Annotated in this window: 21 protein-coding genes and 1 pseudogene; 4 read left to right on the top strand and 18 right to left on the bottom strand. The window is 65.5% G+C overall.

What is annotated here, in order from left to right; genetic code table 11:
- Positions 1 to 11: 11 nt before the first annotated feature.
- Positions 12 to 2,369: an arylsulfatase gene (locus H0P51_RS05180; RefSeq protein ID WP_180916941.1), complete on the bottom strand. Its 2,358-nt coding sequence runs from the start codon at positions 2,367 to 2,369 to the stop codon at positions 12 to 14.
- A gap of 399 nt (positions 2,370 to 2,768) precedes the next feature.
- A complete protein-coding gene (locus tag H0P51_RS05175) occupies positions 2,769 to 4,088 on the bottom strand; it encodes an oxygenase MpaB family protein (RefSeq protein ID WP_180916940.1) in 1,320 nt (439 codons plus the stop codon).
- Positions 4,089 to 4,193: 105 nt separating this feature from the next.
- On the opposite strand from H0P51_RS05175, the gene H0P51_RS05170 reads away from it, so the two are divergent.
- Positions 4,194 to 4,772, top strand: a complete 579-nt coding sequence (locus H0P51_RS05170; RefSeq protein WP_180918754.1) for a TetR/AcrR family transcriptional regulator — start codon at positions 4,194 to 4,196, stop codon at positions 4,770 to 4,772.
- On the opposite strand, the gene rpsQ is transcribed toward H0P51_RS05170, so the two are convergent.
- The 12 genes from rpsQ to H0P51_RS05110 all read right to left on the bottom strand — a co-directional run bounded on the left by rpsQ (position 4,773) and on the right by H0P51_RS05110 (position 11,328).
- A complete protein-coding gene (gene rpsQ, locus H0P51_RS05165) occupies positions 4,773 to 5,153 on the bottom strand; it encodes a 30S ribosomal protein S17 (protein WP_180916939.1) in 381 nt (126 codons plus the stop codon).
- A 6-nt stretch (positions 5,154 to 5,159) separates the two neighbouring features.
- Positions 5,160 to 5,411, bottom strand: a complete 252-nt coding sequence (gene rpmC / locus H0P51_RS05160; RefSeq protein ID WP_180916938.1) for a 50S ribosomal protein L29 — start codon at positions 5,409 to 5,411, stop codon at positions 5,160 to 5,162.
- Complete coding sequence (gene rplP / locus H0P51_RS05155) at positions 5,411 to 5,827, bottom strand: 50S ribosomal protein L16 (protein ID WP_047313519.1); 417 nt, start codon at positions 5,825 to 5,827, stop codon at positions 5,411 to 5,413. The genes rpmC and rplP overlap by 1 nt, the downstream gene beginning before the upstream one ends.
- A 3-nt stretch (positions 5,828 to 5,830) precedes the next feature.
- Entirely contained in the window at positions 5,831 to 6,670 is an 840-nt protein-coding gene (gene rpsC / locus H0P51_RS05150; protein ID WP_180916937.1) for a 30S ribosomal protein S3, read from the bottom strand.
- Positions 6,670 to 7,206, bottom strand: coding sequence for a 50S ribosomal protein L22 (gene rplV, locus H0P51_RS05145; protein WP_180916936.1), 537 nt, complete (start codon positions 7,204 to 7,206; stop codon positions 6,670 to 6,672). Before rplV ends, rpsC begins: the two co-directional genes overlap by 1 nt.
- The gene (gene rpsS, locus H0P51_RS05140; protein WP_085258074.1) at positions 7,203 to 7,484 is read right to left on the bottom strand and encodes a 30S ribosomal protein S19; all 282 of its coding nucleotides are present in this window, start codon (positions 7,482 to 7,484) and stop codon (positions 7,203 to 7,205) included. The genes rplV and rpsS overlap by 4 nt, the downstream gene beginning before the upstream one ends.
- A 12-nt stretch (positions 7,485 to 7,496) precedes the next feature.
- Positions 7,497 to 8,339 (bottom strand): 50S ribosomal protein L2, encoded by an 843-nt coding sequence (gene rplB / locus H0P51_RS05135; protein ID WP_180916935.1) that lies wholly within the window; start codon positions 8,337 to 8,339, stop codon positions 7,497 to 7,499.
- 31 nt (positions 8,340 to 8,370) lie between these two features.
- Positions 8,371 to 8,673 (bottom strand): 50S ribosomal protein L23, encoded by a 303-nt coding sequence (gene rplW, locus H0P51_RS05130; RefSeq protein WP_180916934.1) that lies wholly within the window; start codon positions 8,671 to 8,673, stop codon positions 8,371 to 8,373.
- The gene (gene rplD / locus H0P51_RS05125) at positions 8,673 to 9,335 is read right to left on the bottom strand and encodes a 50S ribosomal protein L4 (protein ID WP_180916933.1); all 663 of its coding nucleotides are present in this window, start codon (positions 9,333 to 9,335) and stop codon (positions 8,673 to 8,675) included. Before rplD ends, rplW begins: the two co-directional genes overlap by 1 nt.
- Positions 9,335 to 9,988 carry a 50S ribosomal protein L3 gene (gene rplC / locus H0P51_RS05120; RefSeq protein ID WP_180916932.1) on the bottom strand — a complete coding sequence of 218 codons (654 nt, stop codon included), beginning with the start codon at positions 9,986 to 9,988 and terminating at the stop codon, positions 9,335 to 9,337. The genes rplD and rplC overlap by 1 nt, the downstream gene beginning before the upstream one ends.
- Before the next feature lie 15 nt (positions 9,989 to 10,003).
- Positions 10,004 to 10,309: a 30S ribosomal protein S10 gene (rpsJ, locus tag H0P51_RS05115; RefSeq protein ID WP_003873519.1), complete on the bottom strand. Its 306-nt coding sequence runs from the start codon at positions 10,307 to 10,309 to the stop codon at positions 10,004 to 10,006.
- 458 nt (positions 10,310 to 10,767) lie between these two features.
- Complete coding sequence (locus tag H0P51_RS05110; RefSeq protein WP_246398407.1) at positions 10,768 to 11,328, bottom strand: TetR/AcrR family transcriptional regulator; 561 nt, start codon at positions 11,326 to 11,328, stop codon at positions 10,768 to 10,770.
- Between the two features lie 229 nt (positions 11,329 to 11,557).
- Here H0P51_RS05110 and H0P51_RS28335 point away from each other — a divergent pair.
- From H0P51_RS28335 to H0P51_RS05100, 3 genes and pseudogenes are all read left to right on the top strand, one after another.
- A pseudogene (locus tag H0P51_RS28335) lies at positions 11,558 to 12,077 on the top strand (MFS transporter); the annotation flags it as partial.
- 17 nt (positions 12,078 to 12,094) lie between these two features.
- Positions 12,095 to 12,613 carry an MFS transporter gene (locus tag H0P51_RS28330; protein ID WP_246398404.1) on the top strand — a complete coding sequence of 173 codons (519 nt, stop codon included), beginning with the start codon at positions 12,095 to 12,097 and terminating at the stop codon, positions 12,611 to 12,613.
- A 262-nt stretch (positions 12,614 to 12,875) separates the two neighbouring features.
- Positions 12,876 to 13,562 (top strand): PE family protein, encoded by a 687-nt coding sequence (locus H0P51_RS05100; protein ID WP_180916931.1) that lies wholly within the window; start codon positions 12,876 to 12,878, stop codon positions 13,560 to 13,562.
- Positions 13,563 to 13,584: 22 nt separating this feature from the next.
- Here H0P51_RS05100 and mftG read toward each other — a convergent pair whose 3' ends face one another.
- The 4 genes from mftG to mftD all read right to left on the bottom strand — a co-directional run bounded on the left by mftG (position 13,585) and on the right by mftD (position 18,546).
- Positions 13,585 to 15,024, bottom strand: coding sequence for a mycofactocin dehydrogenase MftG (gene mftG, locus H0P51_RS05095; protein WP_180916930.1), 1,440 nt, complete (start codon positions 15,022 to 15,024; stop codon positions 13,585 to 13,587).
- 9 nt (positions 15,025 to 15,033) lie between these two features.
- Positions 15,034 to 16,458, bottom strand: a complete 1,425-nt coding sequence (mftF, locus tag H0P51_RS05090; protein WP_180916929.1) for a mycofactocin biosynthesis glycosyltransferase MftF — start codon at positions 16,456 to 16,458, stop codon at positions 15,034 to 15,036.
- Entirely contained in the window at positions 16,455 to 17,153 is a 699-nt protein-coding gene (mftE, locus tag H0P51_RS05085; protein WP_180918752.1) for a mycofactocin biosynthesis peptidyl-dipeptidase MftE, read from the bottom strand. The genes mftF and mftE overlap by 4 nt, the downstream gene beginning before the upstream one ends.
- A 217-nt stretch (positions 17,154 to 17,370) precedes the next feature.
- Complete coding sequence (gene mftD, locus H0P51_RS05080) at positions 17,371 to 18,546, bottom strand: pre-mycofactocin synthase MftD (RefSeq protein WP_180916928.1); 1,176 nt, start codon at positions 18,544 to 18,546, stop codon at positions 17,371 to 17,373.

The raw sequence follows: 18,546 nt of genomic DNA, 5'->3' as shown, positions 1-18,546 counted from the left end.
ACGGCTGCTGCTCAGTCCCGCGAAAAGGCAAGCGCGATATCTTTTTCCACGTCTTCGTACGGCCGTCCGGACAAGTCGACGGTGACCTGGGCGACCGAGGCACCGGTCAGGTTGAAGGGTGCCTTGTAGCGGCTGGACACAGCCGATCCGCCGTTGCGTCCCACCGTGATGCCGGCACCGGCGAGCCCGAACGTGCCCGGGTGGCTGACCACTGCGGCCAGTGATCCCACCGGGTGGTCGTCGAAGTACAACGTCACGTCGCCGATCGGGGTATGGCTGTTCTCAACGGTTCCGCTGCGTTCGTACCGGGCCCCGAACAGGTGCCTGCCCAGTGGGATCGGGCCGTTGGAGGAGACTAGCTGTTGGCGTTCACCGAGGAAGTTGTAGACGTAATGCAGGCGTCCGTCCTGAAGAAAGAGCACATGCCCGCCATGCGCACCGCCCTGTTTGAACAAAACCCCTTCGGCACCGGTGGTGTCCACCGTGACGTCGGCCAGCACAGCGAACGAACGGCCGCGGAGTTCGACGGCGGCACCGAGGCCCACGTCGGCGCAATAGGGATAGTAGACGTAGCGGTTGCGGTCGCCAGCCAGGCTGGGCCGGTACCTGCCCAGCGTCTCCATCAGATTCAGGTCGGCCAGCGGCAGCCCGTTGTACTTCTCGGCTTCGGTGAACCACAGCGCCTTGAGCTCCTCCAGCTTGTCCGGGTGCTCGGCGGACACATCGTGGCACTGGCTGCGGTCTGCTTCGATGTGGAACAGCTCCCAGCTGTCTCGGTCGAACTGCGACCAGCCCGCCGGGGAGGCGGCGTGCAACGTGTTGGCGAACCAGCCCTCATGCCAGATCCCCCGGGTGCCCAGCATTGTGTAGAACTGCGTCTTCTTGCCGGTGTCGGCCGTCGAATCGGCAAGGGCCGCTTTGAAACTCACACCGTCCAAGGGCTTCTGCGGGATGCCTTTGACGATATCCGGGGGGGCCATCCCCAGCAGGTCGTAAACGGTCGGAGTGATGTCGCAGACGTTGATGTAATTGTCGCGGACCTCACCGTGGGCGGCAATACCTCTGGGCCAGGAGATGATTGCGGTGTCAGCGATCCCTCCCTCGTGTGAGGCGTAGCGCTTGAACAGCTTGTAGGGCGTGTTGAACGCCATCGCCCAACCGATCGGATAGTGGTTGTAGGTCTCGGGTCCGCCGAGGTGGTCGAAGAGCTTCATGCTCTCCTCCACGGTGTCGATGTAGCCGTTGAAGAACTTGCCTTCGTTAACCGAACCGTTAGGGCCGCCTTCGCCGCTGGCGCCGTTGTCGGAGATCACCACGATGATGGTGTTGTCCAGCTGACCGGACTCCTCCAAGTAGTCCAGGATCCGGCCGATCTGGGCGTCGGTATAGCTCAGGAAGCCGGCAAAGACCTCGGCCATCCGGGAGAACAGTTTCTTCTCTTCGTCGTTGAGCGAGTCCCATGGCCGCACCGTGTCCTGCAACGGCCACGGCTCGCCGTGCGGGCCCTTGACGTCGATATAGGGGTTCACCGGCGACAACTCGGTGTCGGCGGGCACGATCCCCATCGCCTTCATCTTTTCCAGCGCGATCTCACGGTACTTCTCGTAACCCATGTCGAAGACACCAGCGTACTTGTCGGCCCACTCGGCGAACACGTGATGCGGCGCGTGTCCGGCACCTGGGCAGACGTAGCTGAACCATGGCTTGTCGGGGGCGATCACCTTGGCGTCGCGGATGAACTCAATTGCCTTGTCCGCGAGGTCTTTCGACAGGTGGTAGCCGTCTTCGGGGGTGCCGGGCGGATCTACCGGGTGGTTGTCGTACACCAGGTCCGGGTACCACTGGTCGGTCTCGCCGCCCATGAACCCGTAGAAGCGTTCGAAACCACGCGCGAGCGGCCAGTGCCGCTTGGTCGAGGCCATGCTGGATTCTTCCAGCGGGGTCAGATGCCACTTTCCTACGCAGTAGGTGTTGTAACCACGCTCGCTGAGCACTTCGGAGAGCAGCGCTGTGTCGGCCGGAATGCGGCCGTTGCAGTTGGGGAAACCGTCGGTGAATTCTTCGATCGTGGCCATGCCGACAGTCGTCGCGTTGCGTCCGGTCAGCAGCGACGCCCGGGTAGGCGAGCACAACGCCGTGGTGTGGAACTGCGACAGTCGCACCCCGCGCTCGGCGATGCGCGTCATCGCGGGCATCTCGACCAAACCACCGAAGCAGTCCCAGGTCGCGATCCCGATGTCATCCCACACCACGTAGAGGACATTCGGCGAGTTCTCCGGGGCGGTCGGCGCCGCGTACGGGCCCCAATCCGGTTCGGAATCGCGAATATCGAGCGCGATTTTTCCTTGAAACTCGGTCGACCCTGTCATGCCTGCCCGCCTCACTCCCGTAGTGCACCCATCGAACATTGCGTGCGAGATTACACCCGCGCTCACGCTAGTGACCTGACCGATGAAAAACCCGAGCAGACGCCGTCACTGATACGCCCCGACGCGGGCGTATCCCACCGGTGCCGTCACGACGCTACGCCCGCCCTGCCCGGATCATGGGGAGCCGATCGAAAGTTGGTTCCTGGAATGGCAATTCGACTCCCCCGGCAGTGTTGAATCTCCTTCATCGCGCTGGATCCGCGGATACGCGAATCCCTAAACTACCCTGGCGACGCGTTGGGTGGTGTCCTCCGATCCGACCGAATGGGGTCCTAGTCGCACTCCCCCAATCGGGGGGGTGCCACCCCTGACCGGTTTGGCCGTGTGCGGCTCCCCGGTTCACCCCGCGATCGGCGTGTAATGGGCTGAGTCGCTGGTAAATTGGGGCTTTCCGTAAGTCGCCAGCCGGAGTTTGAGCAGCCTGATGATGTAGGAATCGACGATCTGACGCAGCGCCGGGATGCGGGCGGCGCGATGCACGGCCACGAAGCGGCCGGCGATGAAGGGTCCGGTGATTGCGATGCGCACCCGATCCGCCAACCCGATCGAGACACCCATGGCAGCGGCGACTCCGCGGTCAGAGTTGCAGAACGCCCGCACGAACGTCTCCTTGCTGTAGCTCTTCTCGACCGACTCCGCGGCCCGGTCGAACAGCGTGGTCTTCGGCCGCAAATAGGCACCCATCGTGGAGTCGACGAGTTCACGACAGACCGAGTCGAAGCCGTCGCGCAGCAGTGCAGCACGGGCGTGCATGACGTGGATGGTGTCGGTCGGCGTGGTGGGCAGCAACTCCTCCGGCAGGCCGAGCAGAAAGCACCGGTAGCGCCCGAATTCGACGAGCGCCCGCTCCTCGTCGTTGAACTCGGTGCGGCCCTGCCGCAGCACCTGTTGCGAGGTCAGGTACTGGCCGATCATTCCGGCCGGCATCTGATCGACCTGCGGGACGGGGACGCCGTATATGGCCGTGTCCCATTTGTCCGATTTCTTCAACGCGTTGTAGCGGACCATTGAGTGCATCAACCGGACCATCGCGGCCGCTTCGAATCCTGGACCGAAACGCGCCAACGCGCCGGGCAGGGTGGTGACGGCGAAGAAACTGGCCGTCTCGTTGACCCGCCGCGCGGCGCGGCGCCCCGAGAGCGCGCCCGTCAGTCCCATCGGTAGCGCGGCGTAGGTGTTGGTGAAGGTCGCGATGAAGGCGCCGCGGGTGATGAAGTGGGCCAGTAGCGCCGCAGAAATGCGTGCGGTCCGGGCGCCTTCTTCCACCAGGTCGAGGTCGATCCAGTCTGGGGTTGCCTCCATGGCGGCAATGAACGCCGCCAACTCGTCCGGCGCGTCGGGTACGGCGTCGATCCCCTGTCGGCAGGCCGTCTTGAGCATCTCGATCAGGTCGGTGACGCTATAGCTGTTCATCAGTGCCGCATACGGGTCCGCCACGACGTCGCCGAGCATGGTGGCCGTTTCCATCAGCTCCCGGATGCGGTTGTCCTGCAGGATCGACTCGCGGTCGCCGACCCAGTGGGGCAGCGCCGACTTGTCTTCCGGCCGGCCGGTGAGGCGGTAGGGGTGTTCGTCAAAGTCGATGTCTCCGTACAGGTCTGGCTGCAACTCGCGCTGGCTAGCGACCCGCTGAGCGAGTTCGGGAAAATACGTGACCATCGACACCCCTGGACTAAGTAACAACTTGTGAGCAATACTCACAAAGTGTTAGTTATGCTGTCAAGCGTGACTCCCGCTATCACGAAGGACACGCCGAAGCGGCGGATGACCGCCGAGGGCAGGCGCAAGCAGATCCTCGACATCACCCACGCCATCGTCGACGCCGAAGGATTCCACGCCGCGACACCGAACCGTATCGCCGCGGCTGCCGGCATCAATCGATCGTTGATCTATCAGCAATTCGGCGGCCCGGCGGGCTTGTTCGTCGCGCTGATCGACCGGGAGGCCGGGCGTGCTGGGGGGCAGTTCTTCACCGCAATCAGCGGTTTGGGCGAACCCAGTGAACAGAATCAGACCCTGGTCCGTGCACTCGACGGTGTGCTGGCGGCCGTGGACACCCATCCCGCGACGTGGCGGTTGTTCCTGTTCCCGCCGCAGGGCGCGCCACCCGAGCTGCACACCCGGCTGGCCCAATCCCAGGAACTGGTACGCAAATTCCTGACCGCGGAGCTACTGCGCATCAATCCGGATCTGCACGATCCCGAATACACCGCACGGATCCTGTACGCGGCCGGCCGCGAACTGCTACAGCTACGCCTGGGTGACCCCGAGAATGCCACCCGGGAAAGGCTGCGCAGTTTCCTGCACCACTTGCGCTCCGACCTGATCGGTCGAAACGGTTAGCTACTTGGCCTTTTCGAGAATCTCGACAAGCCGCCAGCGTTTGGTCGCCGACAGCGGACGGGTCTCCATCAGCGAGACGCGGTCACCGATCCCGGCGATACTGTTCTCGTCGTGCGCCTTGACCTTAGTGGTGGTGCGAATGATCTTGCCGTACAACGGGTGCCGAACCCGGTCTTCGAGCTCCACCACAATGGTCTTCTGCATCTTGTCGCTCACCACATAGCCGATGCGCGTCTTGCGACGACCGCGCGGCTTAGGTGTGGCTGGAGTGTTCTTGGGGCCCTTCTCCTTCGGCGCGGCGTCCGCTGCCTTGGAGGTCGTGGCCTTCGATGCCGCCTTCTTCGGCGCAGCCTTGGCGCCAGTCTTAGCCTCTGCCATCACGATTCCTTACGCGTTCTTCTCGTCGGCAACATCGGACCCGTCCGGCCCGGATGCCAAGCCCAATTCTCGTTCGCGCAGCACCGTGTAGACGCGCGCGATCTCCTGACGCACGACGCGCAGCCGCCGGTTGTTGGTGAGCTGACCCGTCGCCATCTGGAAACGCAGGTTGAACAATTCTTCCTTGGATTCGCGCACCCGCTCCAGCAACTCTTCGTCGGTGAGCTCGCGCAGTTCGCCAGGGGAAACTCCCACTGCCATCAGAACTGCTCCTCTCGGGTAACTATGCGTGCCTTGATCGGCAACTTGTGGATCGCACGGGTGAGCGCCGCCCGGGCGGTCTGCTCGTTCGGGTAACTCAACTCGAAGAGCACCCGGCCCGGCTTGACGTTGACGACCCACCATTCCGGCGAGCCCTTACCCGAGCCCATCCGGGTCTCGGCGGGCTTCTTGGTCAGCGGGCGGTCGGGGAAGATGTTGATCCACACCTTGCCGCCACGCTTGATGTGCCGGTTGATGGCGATACGAGCTGACTCGATCTGGCGGTTGGTGACGTAGGCGTGCTCAAGTGCCTGGATGCCGTAGTCACCGAAATTCACCGTGGTACCGCCGCTGGCGATGCCACGCTGGCGGGGGTGGTGCTGCTTGCGGTGTTTGACCTTGCGGGGAATCAACATGATTCAGCTCTCCGTGCTCTGCGCTTCAGCGGGCGCCGCGGCTGCGGCGTCTGCCGCGGCCGGCACTGCGCTCTCTTCACCGCCGGCGGCGCGGCCGGCGTCGGTGCCCGTCGCCGTGGTGCCCGAAGCACCACTGCGCCGCGGGCGGGTGCCCGACGGACGTTCGCGACGCGGACGGTCGGCCCCGGCCGGGGCGGCGGCGAGCTCACGCTTGCCACCAACGATGTCGCCCTTGTAGATCCAAACCTTCACGCCGATCCGGCCGAAGGTGGTCTTGGCTTCGTACAGGCCGTAGTCGATGTCCGCGCGCAGCGTGTGCAGCGGAACCCGGCCTTCACGGTAGAACTCCGAACGGCTCATCTCCGCGCCGCCGAGGCGGCCCGAACACTGCACCCGGATGCCCTTGACGTTGGGCTGGCGCATGGCCGACTGGATGGCCTTGCGCATCGCGCGGCGAAACGCCACCCGGTTGCTCAGCTGCTCGGCGACACCCTGGGCCACCAATTGCGCTTGCGACTCAGGGTTTTTCACCTCAAGGATGTTGAGCTGGACCTGCTTGCCGGTCAGCTTCTCCAGGTCGGCGCGGATGCGGTCGGCCTCGGTGCCGCGGCGGCCGATGACGATGCCCGGACGCGCGGTATGGATGTCCACCCGAACCCGGTCGCGGGTCCGCTCGATCTCCACGTCGGCGATGCCGGCGCGCTCCAAGCCGGTGGACAGCAGACGCCGGATCGCGACGTCCTCCTTGACGTACTCGGCGTACTGCTTGTCGGCATACCAGCGCGACTTCCAGTCAGTGGTGATGCCCAGCCGGAAGCCGTGCGGATTGATCTTCTGGCCCACTAGTCTGAGCCTCCCTTCGCTTGCGCAGCCTCAGACGTCTTGGCCTTGGGTGCAGCCTTCTTCGCCGGCGCAGTGGTGGCGGCCTTCTTGGCAGGCGCCTTGGTAGCGGGCGCCTTAGCGGCCGCCTTGCTGCCCTCGGCGCGACGGGTCCGTGCGGACTTCGACGAACGCTGGTCCTTGCTCGGCCGGCTCTCCACGATCACGGTGATGTGGCTGGTGCGGCGACGGATCCGGAACGCACGCCCCTGGGCACGCGGCCGGATGCGCTTGGCCGTCGGACCCTCGTCGGCGTACACCGTGGCCACCACCAGAGTGGCCGGGTCGAGCCCATTGTTGTTCTGAGCGTTTGCCGCGGCGCTGGCGATCACCTTGGCCACCGGCTCGCTGGCTGCCTGGGGAGCCCAGCGCAGGATGTCGAGCGCGTCGGTCACCGACCGGCCACGTACCAGGTCGATCACGCGGCGCGCCTTGCGTGGCGACACCCGGACGAACCGCGCCTTGGCGGTCGCCGACGGATATTCGGTAGTGGTAGTCATCGCCGCTTACTCTTCCGGTCGTCCTTGATGTGTCCCTTGAAGGTGCGCGTCGGTGCGAACTCACCGAGCTTGTGACCCACCATCGATTCGGTGACGAACACCGGCACGTGCTTGCGGCCGTCGTGCACCGCGAAGGTGTGGCCGATGAAGTCCGGAATGATGGTCGACCGACGCGACCAGGTCTTGATGACCTGCTTGCTGTTCTTCTCGTTCTGAACATCGACCTTCTTGAGCAGATGGTCGTCGACGAACGGACCCTTCTTCAGGCTGCGTGGCATGGTTGGCTACTCCTACCGGCCGTGCTTCTTGCCGGTGCGCCGGCGTCGGACAATGAGCTTGTTGCTCGCTTTATTCGGGTTGCGGGTGCGGCCCTCGGGCTTGCCCCACGGGCTCACCGGGTGTCGACCACCAGAGGTCTTACCCTCACCACCACCGTGCGGGTGGTCCACCGGGTTCATCACCACACCACGGACGGACGGACGCTTGCCCTTCCACCGCATACGACCGGCCTTGCCCCAGTTGATGTTTGCCTGCTCGGCGTTGCCGACCTCGCCGACGGTTGCGCGGCAGCGCACGTCGACGCGGCGGATCTCACCGCTGGGCATGCGCAGCGAAGCGTAGGTGGCTTCCTTGCCGAGCAGCTGAATGCTCGACCCGGCCGAACGCGCGAGCTTGGCACCGCCGCCGGGCCGCAACTCCACGGCGTGCACCAAGGTGCCGGCCGGAATGTTGCGCAGCGGCAGGTTGTTACCGGGCTTGATGTCGGCGTTGGCACCCGACTCCACAATGTCACCCTGCGAAAGGCCGTTCGGCGCAATGATGTAGCGCTTCTCGCCGTCGAGGAAATGAAGCAGGGCAATGCGTGCCGTGCGGTTCGGGTCGTACTCGATATGCGCGACCTTGGCGTTGACGCCGTCCTTGTCGTTGCGACGGAAGTCGATCACCCGGTAGGCGCGCTTGTGGCCACCGCCCTGGTGCCGAGTGGTGATGCGGCCGTGTGCGTTACGCCCACCCTTGCTGTGCAGGGGGCGCACCAGCGACTTTTCCGGGGTCGAGCGAGTGATCTCGGCGAAGTCCGACACACTCGCGCCGCGCCGGCCCGGGGTCGTCGGCTTGTACTTACGAATTGCCATGTCTAATCAGATCTTTCTCTCGCGCGCGGCTTTAAGCCGGTGCTCCGAACAGGTCGATCGGCTTGCTGCCTGGGGCCAGCGTCACGATCGCGCGTTTGGTGCTCTTGCGCTTGCCGTAACCGGTGCGGGTGCGCTTGCGCTTGCCCTGCCGATTCGCGGTGTTCACCGATGCGACCTTGACGGCGAAGATCTTCTCGACAGCGATCTTGATCTGCGTCTTGTTCGAATCGGGGTGCACCACAAAGGTGTACACGTTGTCGTCGAGCAGTCCGTAAGACTTCTCCGAGATGACCGGCGCCAGGATGATGTCGCGGGGGTCAGCGATGGTCGTCATCAGGCCGAAACCTCCTCGGAAGATGCCGTGGGTGCCGTGTTGCCCGAGATGTAGGCGTTGAGCGCCTCCACGCTGAACACCACGTCGTCGGCCCGCAACACGTCGTAGGTGTTGAGCTGGTCCGGCGGCAGGATATGCACACCCGGCAGGTTGCGCACGCTCTTCACGCCGGCCTCGTCACTGCGACCGACGACCACCAGGACCTGCTTGCGATCGGTAAGCGTGGCCAGAAACGCCTTGGCGCTCTTGGTGGAGGGGGTTTGGCCGGCAACCAATTCGGTGACCGCGTGGATGCGTCCGTTGCGCGCTCGGTCCGACAGTGCGCCGCGCAGTGCGGCGGCGATCATCTTCTTGGGCGTGCGCTGGCTATAGTCGCGCGGCTGCGGACCGTGCACGACGCCGCCGCCGGTGAACTGCGGCGCCCGTGTCGAACCCTGTCGGGCACGACCGGTTCCCTTCTGCCGGTACGGCTTACGACCACCACCGCTGACGTCGCCGCGGGTCTTCGTCGAGTGCGTGCCCTGCCGGGCGGCCGCCCGCTGAGCGGTGACCACCTGGTGCATCAACGCGATATTGGCTGGGACGTCGAACAGCTCGGCCGGCAGCTCGATGGAGCCGTCGACCTTGCCTGCCGGCGTCTTGACCTCAATCTTGAGTGTCATTACTTCTCACCTCGCTTGATCGCACTGCGGACCACCACGAGTCCGCCGGTGCGGCCGGGAACCGCGCCCTTGATCAGCAGCACGCCGTTCTCGGCATCGACCTTATGCACCACCAGGTTCTGCACGGTGACGCGGTCGTTGCCCATCCGGCCGGCCATCCGCGTGCCCTTGAACACCCTTGCTGGAGTGGCACATCCGCCGATCGACCCGGGACGCCGGTGCACTGCCTGGGCACCGTGGCTGGCGCCCTGACCGCGGAAACCGTGTCGCTTCATCGTTCCGGCAAAGCCCTTGCCCTTAGAGGTGCCGGTCACGTCGACATAGGCGCCATCAGCGAAGATTTCCGCCGTCAGCTCCTGGCCTACCTCGTACTCGGCCGCCGCCGCCGCGTCCTCGAGCCGCAACTCGGCCAGGTGCCGACGCGGGTTGACTCCCGCGGCTGCGTACTGACCAGTCACCGGCTTGTTGACCTTGCGGGGACTGATCTCGCCGTAGGCCAGCTGCACCGCGCTGTACCCGTCCTGCTCCGGAGTGCGGATGCGGGTCACCACGTTCGGTCCGGCCTTGACCACAGTCACCGGCACGACCCTATTGTTCTCGTCGAATACCTGCGTCATGCCCAGCTTGGTACCCAGAATGCCTTTTCTCGCCATTTGCTCGCCGATCCCCTACTGGATGTTGACGTCGACACTGGCCGGAAGATCGATGCGCATCAGCGCGTCGACGGTCTTCGGGGTCGGGTCGAGGATGTCGATCAGCCGCTTGTGCGTGCGCATCTCGAAGTGCTCCCGCGAGTCCTTGTACTTATGCGGTGAGCGGATGACGCAGTACACGTTCTTTTCGGTCGGCAGCGGCACCGGTCCTACGACGCTGGCCCCAGTGCGTACGACGGTCTCGACGATCTTGCGCGCCGACGCGTCAATAGCCTCATGGTCGTAGGCCTTAAGCCTGATGCGGATCTTCTGTCCCGCCACGCTTCTCCTACCTCTTCTTCCACACTCGAGCCCGGGTCCGGACCTGGTGCGCCCCGGCGCGCACAACCGCCGCCCTGACGGGGGCCGATCGAGCGTTGCGCCGGAACTGCGCCGCTGTTTACCTGTCGTGGTCCATCCGCTCCCCGCGTTCGGGTGTGTCACCCACACGCAGCCTTGTAGGCGGCCGAAATAGTCGCTCTCCAAGGATGGGACCGGACGCGCCCTGGTGGGCGCTGGTCGTATACCCAGCCAGACGCAAACCTGGCGCTGGGCAACCTGAACAGTATGCCTCAGAACGCCGGTTCGGCCAAATCTTGGGTGGTCTCTTGGGTGGCCATCGCCGCAGGTAGGTCCGCGGCGCCCCACAGTTGGCATCGACGGCGCCCCTAGCTGGGCGTATGCCCGGCTAGGCGTCACACTCGCGCCGGGCCGGTGGGCGCGAACGCCACGCACGGCGCTTACGTACCGGCCGATTCGCTAGTCGCCGTGTCAGAACGCGCCTGTGCGCGCTGCACGTGCAGGAAGCCGTCGACGGCCGCTTGGACCGTCTCCCGGTAGTCGAAATCCGGCAGCGTGGACAGCCGGCCCAGCGCCACCGGGCCAATCAGCAGGGCGATAGCCCGGGACCGGTCGACCTCGCCGAGTTCGGCAACCGCATCAGGGCTATCGAATATGACGTCGAATGGCGCCGCGTACTGCTGAGCGATGCGCTCCCGCAGGGTGCTGATCGCACTGTCGTCGGTGTCGCTACGCCGGGGTTCCGGCAGCTCCTGCAGGTCGGAGCCCAGCGCCAACCAGGCCGTCGCGGACAGCACGGCCGGCGCTTCGGCGATCAACTCGGCCTGCGCCAGTAGCAGCGCCACCAGCCTGTCTCGCAGCGACCCCGCTGCGGGCGGCATCGGCGCCGCGGGGATGAGGCTGCTGAATGTTGCTGCCAGCAAATCGTTTCCGCTCGGAAAATGGCGATACAAGGTAGCCCGGGCGACGTTGGCGGCACGGGTCACGGCGTCGATTGTCACCGCACTGGGGCCACCGGAGCGCAGCAGCGAAGCGGCCGCTTCGAGCAAACGGGCCCGCGACCGCGCCGGGCGGGGATCTGCGTCACTGGCCTTGCTGATTGTGATGCACCTCCCGGTTTGTGACCAAGACTAACCGTCTATGCACGAGACCATTAGTCTCGGTCACTACTTCGCCCCCGAAAGGAGGCGCACTGCATGGTCGAAAACGCTGACGCGGCCCGGCACCACCTTGCTGCAACCCAGCCAGGTTACTGAGGCAGCAGGAGCCGGCGCTAGCTCCCGCGCCCGCACCTGGACGCTGACCGTCGCCTGCATCGCAGTGTCGCTGGTAGTTGCGTCGATGACGGCGCTCAACACCACACTGGGCGACATCGCGGTGGCCACATCGGCAGCCCAGACACAGCTGACATGGATCGTCGACGGCTACACGCTGGCCTTGGCCTGCCTGCTGCTGCCCGCGGGCGCCATCGGTGACCGCTACGGCAGGCGCGGCGCCCTGCTGGCAGGTTTGACGATCTTCTCGCTGGCCTCGGTCGCACCGGCGCTGCTGCACTCACCCACCCAGATCATCGCCGGCCGCGCGATGGCCGGGGTAGGCGCCGCATTCGTGATGCCCGCGACGCTGTCCCTGTTGACGGTGGCCTATACCGAAAGCGCAGCGCATTAAGGCAGTCGGGATGTGGGCCGGCACCGCCGGTTCGGGCGGCGGGCTTGGAATGCTCGGATCCGGTGTGCTGCTGCGCTTCTGGGACTCGCCGTCCCCCGGGTGGACTGGTTGGGCGCCGGACTAGTCGGTACCGCGGTGGCGATCGCGGTGTACGCCATCCTGGAAGCACCCACCCGAGGGTGTAGCGACACTCTGGTGTGGGGCGGGCTGGTTGCCGGCGGTGTCATCGCCGCGGTATTCGGCGTGGTCGAATTTCGGAAACGCCAGCCACTTCTGGACGTTCGACTGTTTTGCGACCCCGCCTTCACCACTGGCGTCGCGACGATCATCGTGCTGTTCGGCGCGACGTTCGGATTCTTCTTCCTGGCCATGCAATATGTGCAGCAAATCATCGGCTATTCCCCGCTGATGACAGCGGTGGCGTTGGGCCCGTTCATGATTCCGCTGGGAATCTTCACTGCGACGTCGTTCTGGTATGTGCCACGGCTGGGCCTGCGCACGGTGCAGTTCCTCGGCACGCTGCTGATGGCGGTCGGCTTCGCGTGCATGCGCGGCATCGACCTGCACTCCACCTATCCTGAATTTGCCTGGCCGAGCTCGGCAAGATCGCCTTCCTGAACTCGATGCACGCCTCGACGACCGTGCTGGCTGTCATCGTAGGAATCGCCGCCGTGCTGATCGGTCTCTAGGCCCCCGGGCGCGACGGCCGCCAGCTTCGCCCGGTCCGCCGCATCGTCGCCGGCTGGCGGTAGCCGGCCGCCCCTGAAACGGATTTTGCGAAAAGCCCGCGGCGCGGACCCGTGCCCGGTTAGCATTTGAACCCCGGGGGCAAGTTCGTAGGTGGGCAGCGGACTCTTTCCAGTTAGCTGGGGGAACCTGAATGTCGTATGTGATCGCCACGCCGGAGTATGTTGCCGCTGCGGCAACGGATTTGGCGAATATCGGCACGGCGATCAACGATGCCAACGCGATGGCGGTCGGCCCGACGATGGGCGTCCTGGCACCCGCAGGCGCGGACGAGGTCTCGACGGGAATTGCGGCCTTGTTCGGGGCGCATGCCCAGGCATTCCAGGCTATCAGCGCGCAGGCGGCAGCCTTCCACGACCAATTCGTCCAAATGATGAGTCTCGGTGCTCAGCAGTACGGCCTCAGCGAAGCCGCGAACGTTTCGAGCATCCAGACCGACGCAGCCGCGCCCCAGCCGACGCTGGGACGCTCGGTACTCAGTCACGGCGCCCAGGTGGCGCCCGCCGCCGGCGCAACCGCGCAACCGGCGGCACTTGTTGGACCGTTGGGGCCGGGGGGCCCTGCGACAACACCGGCCGCGCAGCCAGGGCCGGTGTATTCGTCGGGGTCGGCAGTAGCGGCGGGATCGGTGGGGTCGGTGAAGCGTCAACCGATCCCGTCGCTGCAGACTAGCCCGCGGGAGATTGTCGAGGTGCAAACTCCCGCGGCCGCGGTTTCGGCGCTGCCCGCTCCGCTGGCCGCGCGGGCGGCGCCGGCGGCCGAGGTACCCGCGCCGGTAGCTCGTGTCGTAGCGACCGGTGAGGCGAGGGCTTCAGCCTGAGCCGGGCATGCCCTCAGCGACGTCAGACCACGAATTCCGCTGCCCGGTGAGCCAGCATCACGATGCTCGCATGCGGGCCGCGACTCGGCACTACGGGCAAGATGGAACCGTCTATGACCCATAGGTTTTCGATACCGACAAGCCGACATCGATTGTCCACGACGGCATTAGGGTCGCCCCTTCGGCCCATCGGGGCGCTACCACACAGGTGCTGCGATGTCGACCACACCGCCGGTCCAATCGACGTTGCAGTACTGAACAATTCGTGTGCCAGCTCAACTCCGGCCCGCAGGTCCTCGACGTCGTCGGGCTCGCTGTCGTAGCGATGTTCGATCCGTGGCGGCACATCGGGATCTGCTGAGACGAGCGTGATCCGTCCACGCGCCCGAGGCCGCATCAGCGCCACACCAAGATGCGGCCAATCCCGGTGTCCCGGCGTGCCATCCCCGGTCATCGCAACGAAACCACCTGTATAAGGCCGGATCTCGACAGCATCAGAAGTATTCAGCACCACCTCCAGCACCGGGCGATCCACCGCGACCTCCCAATCGGTCGGCATCACCAACTCCGGGTGATCACTGCAGCGTGCACCAACAGGGGCAGGTACACGCACGTCAACGCCGGCCGCCCGCAACGTGACCTCCTCCCCCAGGCCCGAGAGCATTAGTAGATGCGCCGACCGAATAGCGCCCGCGCACAATACGACTCGGTCTGAAGTCCACGTCACGGGGCCGTCCGGACCGATCGCGTCCACGCCCACCACACTGCCGCCGGCAAAGCACAGCCGCAGGACGCGTGTCTGCGCCTGCAATGTCAGGTTGCTACGCCCCAGCGCCGGCAACAGAAACGCCACCCCCGGTCCGGTGCGCACCCCGTCGACAATGTTGAGCGGCACCGCACCTACACCTGAAGTCAGCTGCGGTCCAACATCATTCAAGTCAGGTAACCAAGGATATCCCGCTCGCTCGGTGGCCGCGACAAACCTTTCAGTAGCGCCGGTCAACTCCGAGGTCCGCCGCACCGGAATGGGTCCGCTGCGGCCGTGCGCTGGGGTGTCGAAATCGAGATCGGTCTCGATGGCGCGGAAATGCTCCAGCACATCGGACCACCCCCAGCCCGGCAGCCCGAGGCCGTCGAAATCGGCCGGGAGACCGCGACCGAAGTAACCGCCATTGACGGCGCCGGAACCACCCACCGTCGTGCCCCGCACGATCGGCATCCGGTGCACCGGGTGGTCGGTCAGCGTTGTCAGATAGCGCTCGGCCAGCGGACTACCCGATCCGATCGGCAGCTGCAGCCCATTGCGGGTGCGGGCCAGCAATCCCGCATCAGTCAGTCCGGGTCCGGCTTCCAACACCCGCACCGTACAGTCGGGGTCTTTGGAAAGGCGTTCGGCAACAACCGAACCGGCACTTCCGGCGCCGACGACCAAGACGTCGCTATGGCGGTCCAGCGCGGACAATAGTGGCCGCTACGTCCGGATCTGCGGCTTGAGGGCGCCGACATTGCGTTCCCGCAGCACCCCGTACCACAGGCCGATTCCGTAGGCCAGATCATCGACGCGCTTGAGCAAGAGGAAGGTCAGCAGTCCGATGGGTTCGGCGTCGTCCTCCACCGCGTCGCGGCGACGCAGCCAATCCGCCACACCGTCCACCACCGCCGCGATCACCAAGACCCGTCTGAAATGCCGGGACAGGATCGCTGCGATCAGCGCCACCGGCCAGTAATGGCGACACAGCGCCGAGGCGAGTTGCAACGCGGCCGACCACAACCCACGGGTGGCGACCACGATCACATCCCACAACGTCGTGTCCAGGGACGTGTCGGCGTCGCGCATCGCCTTGGCGATGCGCCGCCCGGTGCACAGCGCGATCACAATCGAGGCAAGTTGAGCCAGACCGGAACCCAGGGACATCAGAATCCAGGCCATCAACGCCCACCCAGAGATCACCACCGGCGCGGTCTTGTCCGGGTGCCGCACCGAAAGAGGCGCCGCCGAGCCGCCGTAGAAGGCCTTGCGAGAGATCCATTCGCCCAACTCGGTCCGGTGGTCGTGGGCCACCCGCGCGATCGGCTCGTAACGTAACCGGGCCCCGGCTTCCACGAGCCGCCAACACAAGTCGACGTCCTCACCGGACTGCATCGTCTCGTCGAAGCCGCCGACCCCGCGGATCGCCGACACGCGGCAGACGATCGCGGCACTGGGCACATAGGACACCGTGCTGTGCGGCAACACCGGCGCTTCCCGGAGTCCGAGATCGAGGGACGAGTGCACCGCCTCGTAGCGGGCAATCACATTCTCGGTCGGCATCAGGCCGACGATGCGCGGCGCGACAAGCGCGACGGTCGGGTCGCAGAAGTGACCGAGCAGGGCCTCCAACCACCCGCGCCGCGGCGCCACATCTGAATCGAGGAACGCGACAAAGTCGGTGGTACAGGCGGCCAGGCCGGTGTTCCGGGCTGCCGACGGCCCCTTGCTGCGGAGGTGATGCAGAACTTCGACGTCACAGTGCGCACCGCCCAAATCGTCGAGCTCGATCGGGTGGGCGGAGCCGTCGTCCACCACGATGACTCGCAGGCCACGCAGCGACGCCACCAGTCGTCGCAAACCGATTACGTTGTCCCGCACTGGAATAACGACAGTCACATCGCGATACGAGGGACCTGTGGCTGGGCGCGGGTGGGCCACCGTTGCATCCAGCAGGGTGCGGGCCAGCTCGGCGCTGACCTCGTCCCGAACTTTGAGACGGCCGTCGCAGAGCATGTTCTGCGCGGCCGGCGCCAACCGCAGCAACCGAGTCGGCGACCCACCGAGCAAGGCCTTGCCGTCGCCCAGCACCCGCACGCGGCGATCGACCTGAACCGCAAACCCGTCCGGCAGTCGGGTCGCCGTCATGTCAACATTCCGTCGGATCCGGGCAGCCACCGGGCGATGCGACGGGCACCGCCGTCGACCATCTCAGCAAAGATCCGCCTTCCCTGCGCCGCGGTGGCGGTGGTTGGGTCCCCCAGAACGCCGATGCCGCTCACTGCCGCCACCCCGCCCCGGCGCAACGAGGGGAGCAACTCGCGCAGTGGCGCGTCGTTGCCCGCCCGCATCCGATCGGTACGGACCACATTCGGTGAGATATGCAGCAACACCGATGTTTCGGTGTGACCGGCGTGCGCATCGCCGCCAGGTACCGCGCACGGGCACCAGCCGGCATCGCGGCCCTCGGATCGCAGCAGGCCGACGGCTTGAGCCAGGGCGGACACGTTACCCCCGTGCCCGTTGACGAATACCAGGCGCTGCGCCCAGCAGGTGGCTGAGCGCCCGTACTCGACCAGCAGGGTGGACAGGGCCTCGGTTCCGATCGAGATCGTTCCGGCGAAACCCTGGTGCTCGCCGCTTGCGCCGTAGCTGATCGCGGGCGCCACCGGCCACTCGAGGCGCGCGCCTATGGCGCTCGCGACCGCGGTCGCGATTCGGGTGTCGGTGTCCAGCGGCAGGTGCGGGCCATGCTGTTCGGTGGAACCCAACGGAATCAATATTGACGACGGGGTGGATACCGATAGTTGACTCGACGTCGCACTCCCCAGTTCGCCGAGCATTGGCACCCGCCGATGGTAAGACGAATTAACCTGGCGTGCACCAATTGTTGCCCTATCTATCCAAATTTTTTTCCGCCCCCAACATTGGCAGAGAAAATTCAGTGCTCGTTCGCCACGACTGCCACGCCAGTACCAGTTTTTTGAGCGACGACATTCACGCCTCTTTCGGGGTGGTGCCGTCTGTGGTAAAGGGACGCGCCGCCGATGCGCGACGCGCTCAGCCGACCCCCAGTGCCCGGGTGAAGCCATCCGGGATAAGGATGTCGTCCGCTTTGAGATCGTGGATGGAGGAGTGCCCCAGACCCATCAGCGCCGAGTCGATACCGCCGCGCAGGATGTCCAACACGTTCTCGACGCCGGGCTGGCCGGCCGCGGCCAGCCCCCACAGGTAGGCACGCCCGATCATTACCGCACGCGCCCCGAGCGCCACCGCCTTGACGACGTCACTGCCGCGCCGGATGCCGCCGTCGAACAGCACCTCAACCTGATCGCCGACGGCGGCAGCCACGGCCGGCAGGGCACGGATGGATGCCGGCGTACCGTCCAGGTTGTTGCCGCCGTGGTTAGACACCGAGATAGCCGAAACACCAGCATCGACTGCCCTTTTCGCGTCGTCAACGCGCATCACACCCTTGAGCATGAACGGGCCGCCCCACAGCTCCCGCAGCCAGGCAATGTCCTCCCAGGTCGGCGGCGGTGTGGCCATCCACTCGCCGTAGGCCTCGAAGAACGTGGGTCCCGGTTCGCCGCGGCGGCCCTGGTTGGGTACGCGCAAGTCCGGGGGTCGCAACGTCTTGCCGAACTTCCACAACCATCGCGGCTTGAAGATCGCCTCGGGCGACATCCGCAACGTGGTCCGCAGGTTCATCTGCTCGGGAATCTTGGGGCTGCCCCAGTCGCGCCCGTGCGAGAACGACCAGTCGGTGGTGACGATCAGGCCAACCGCACCGGCCTGGCGGGCCCGCTCCACCCGCTCGGCGATCGAGTCCCGGCTGCCCAGCCAGTAGATCTGGAAGAAGATCTTCGGGTTGGCGGCGATCACCTCTTCGATCGGCTTGCTGGCGAACGACGATAATCCCATTGCAGTGCCGCGGGCGGCAGCACCCCGCGCGACGGCCACCTCGCCGTCCGGGTCGACCGCCTGCACGCCGGTAGGCGAGATCATCACCGGCAGCGAGATGTCCTGTCCCATAACGGTGGTCGAAAGGTCCCGCTTTTCGCTCGCCCCTACGACATGCGGCGCGAAACCCAGTTCGCTGAATGCCGCCACATTGTCGGCGACCGTCACGCCTTTTTCACTGGCGGAGATTAGAGATGAATAGACCGATTTCGGCAGGCGCCGCTTGGCGCGTTGCTGGGCGATAGCGATGGTTTCAAACCATTGGTCCGCCAT

Origin of the sequence: Mycobacterium vicinigordonae, from assembly GCF_013466425.1 — a bacterium.
GTDB classification, from domain to species: Bacteria; Actinomycetota; Actinomycetes; order Mycobacteriales; family Mycobacteriaceae; genus Mycobacterium; species Mycobacterium vicinigordonae.
The sequence above is the reverse complement of the archived record's forward strand: the minus strand, read 5'-3'. Positions and strand labels throughout refer to the sequence as shown.

Bases quoted from the DNA above. Each gene is read 5' to 3' on its own strand.
- H0P51_RS05170 (WP_180918754.1), top strand. From the start codon at position 4,194: ATGACCGCCGAGGGCAGGCGCAAGCAGATCCTCGACATCACCCACGCC.
- rplP (WP_047313519.1), bottom strand. From the start codon at position 5,827: ATGTTGATTCCCCGCAAGGTCAAACACCGCAAGCAGCACCACCCCCGC.
- rplV (WP_180916936.1), bottom strand. From the start codon at position 7,206: ATGACTACCACTACCGAATATCCGTCGGCGACCGCCAAGGCGCGGTTC.
- rpsS (WP_085258074.1), bottom strand. From the start codon at position 7,484: ATGCCACGCAGCCTGAAGAAGGGTCCGTTCGTCGACGACCATCTGCTC.
- rpmC (WP_180916938.1), bottom strand. From the start codon at position 5,411: ATGGCAGTGGGAGTTTCCCCTGGCGAACTGCGCGAGCTCACCGACGAA.
- mftE (WP_180918752.1), bottom strand. From the start codon at position 17,153: ATGCTCGGCGAACTGGGGAGTGCGACGTCGAGTCAACTATCGGTATCC.
- rplC (WP_180916932.1), bottom strand. From the start codon at position 9,988: ATGGCGAGAAAAGGCATTCTGGGTACCAAGCTGGGCATGACGCAGGTA.
- mftD (WP_180916928.1), bottom strand. From the start codon at position 18,546: ATGGCGGACCAATGGTTTGAAACCATCGCTATCGCCCAGCAACGCGCC.
- rplB (WP_180916935.1), bottom strand. From the start codon at position 8,339: ATGGCAATTCGTAAGTACAAGCCGACGACCCCGGGCCGGCGCGGCGCG.
- H0P51_RS05175 (WP_180916940.1), bottom strand. From the start codon at position 4,088: ATGGTCACGTATTTTCCCGAACTCGCTCAGCGGGTCGCTAGCCAGCGC.
- H0P51_RS05180 (WP_180916941.1), bottom strand. From the start codon at position 2,369: ATGACAGGGTCGACCGAGTTTCAAGGAAAAATCGCGCTCGATATTCGC.
- mftF (WP_180916929.1), bottom strand. From the start codon at position 16,458: ATGACGGCGACCCGACTGCCGGACGGGTTTGCGGTTCAGGTCGATCGC.
- rplW (WP_180916934.1), bottom strand. From the start codon at position 8,673: ATGACGACCATCGCTGACCCCCGCGACATCATCCTGGCGCCGGTCATC.
- rplD (WP_180916933.1), bottom strand. From the start codon at position 9,335: ATGACACTCAAGATTGAGGTCAAGACGCCGGCAGGCAAGGTCGACGGC.
- H0P51_RS05100 (WP_180916931.1), top strand. From the start codon at position 12,876: ATGTCGTATGTGATCGCCACGCCGGAGTATGTTGCCGCTGCGGCAACG.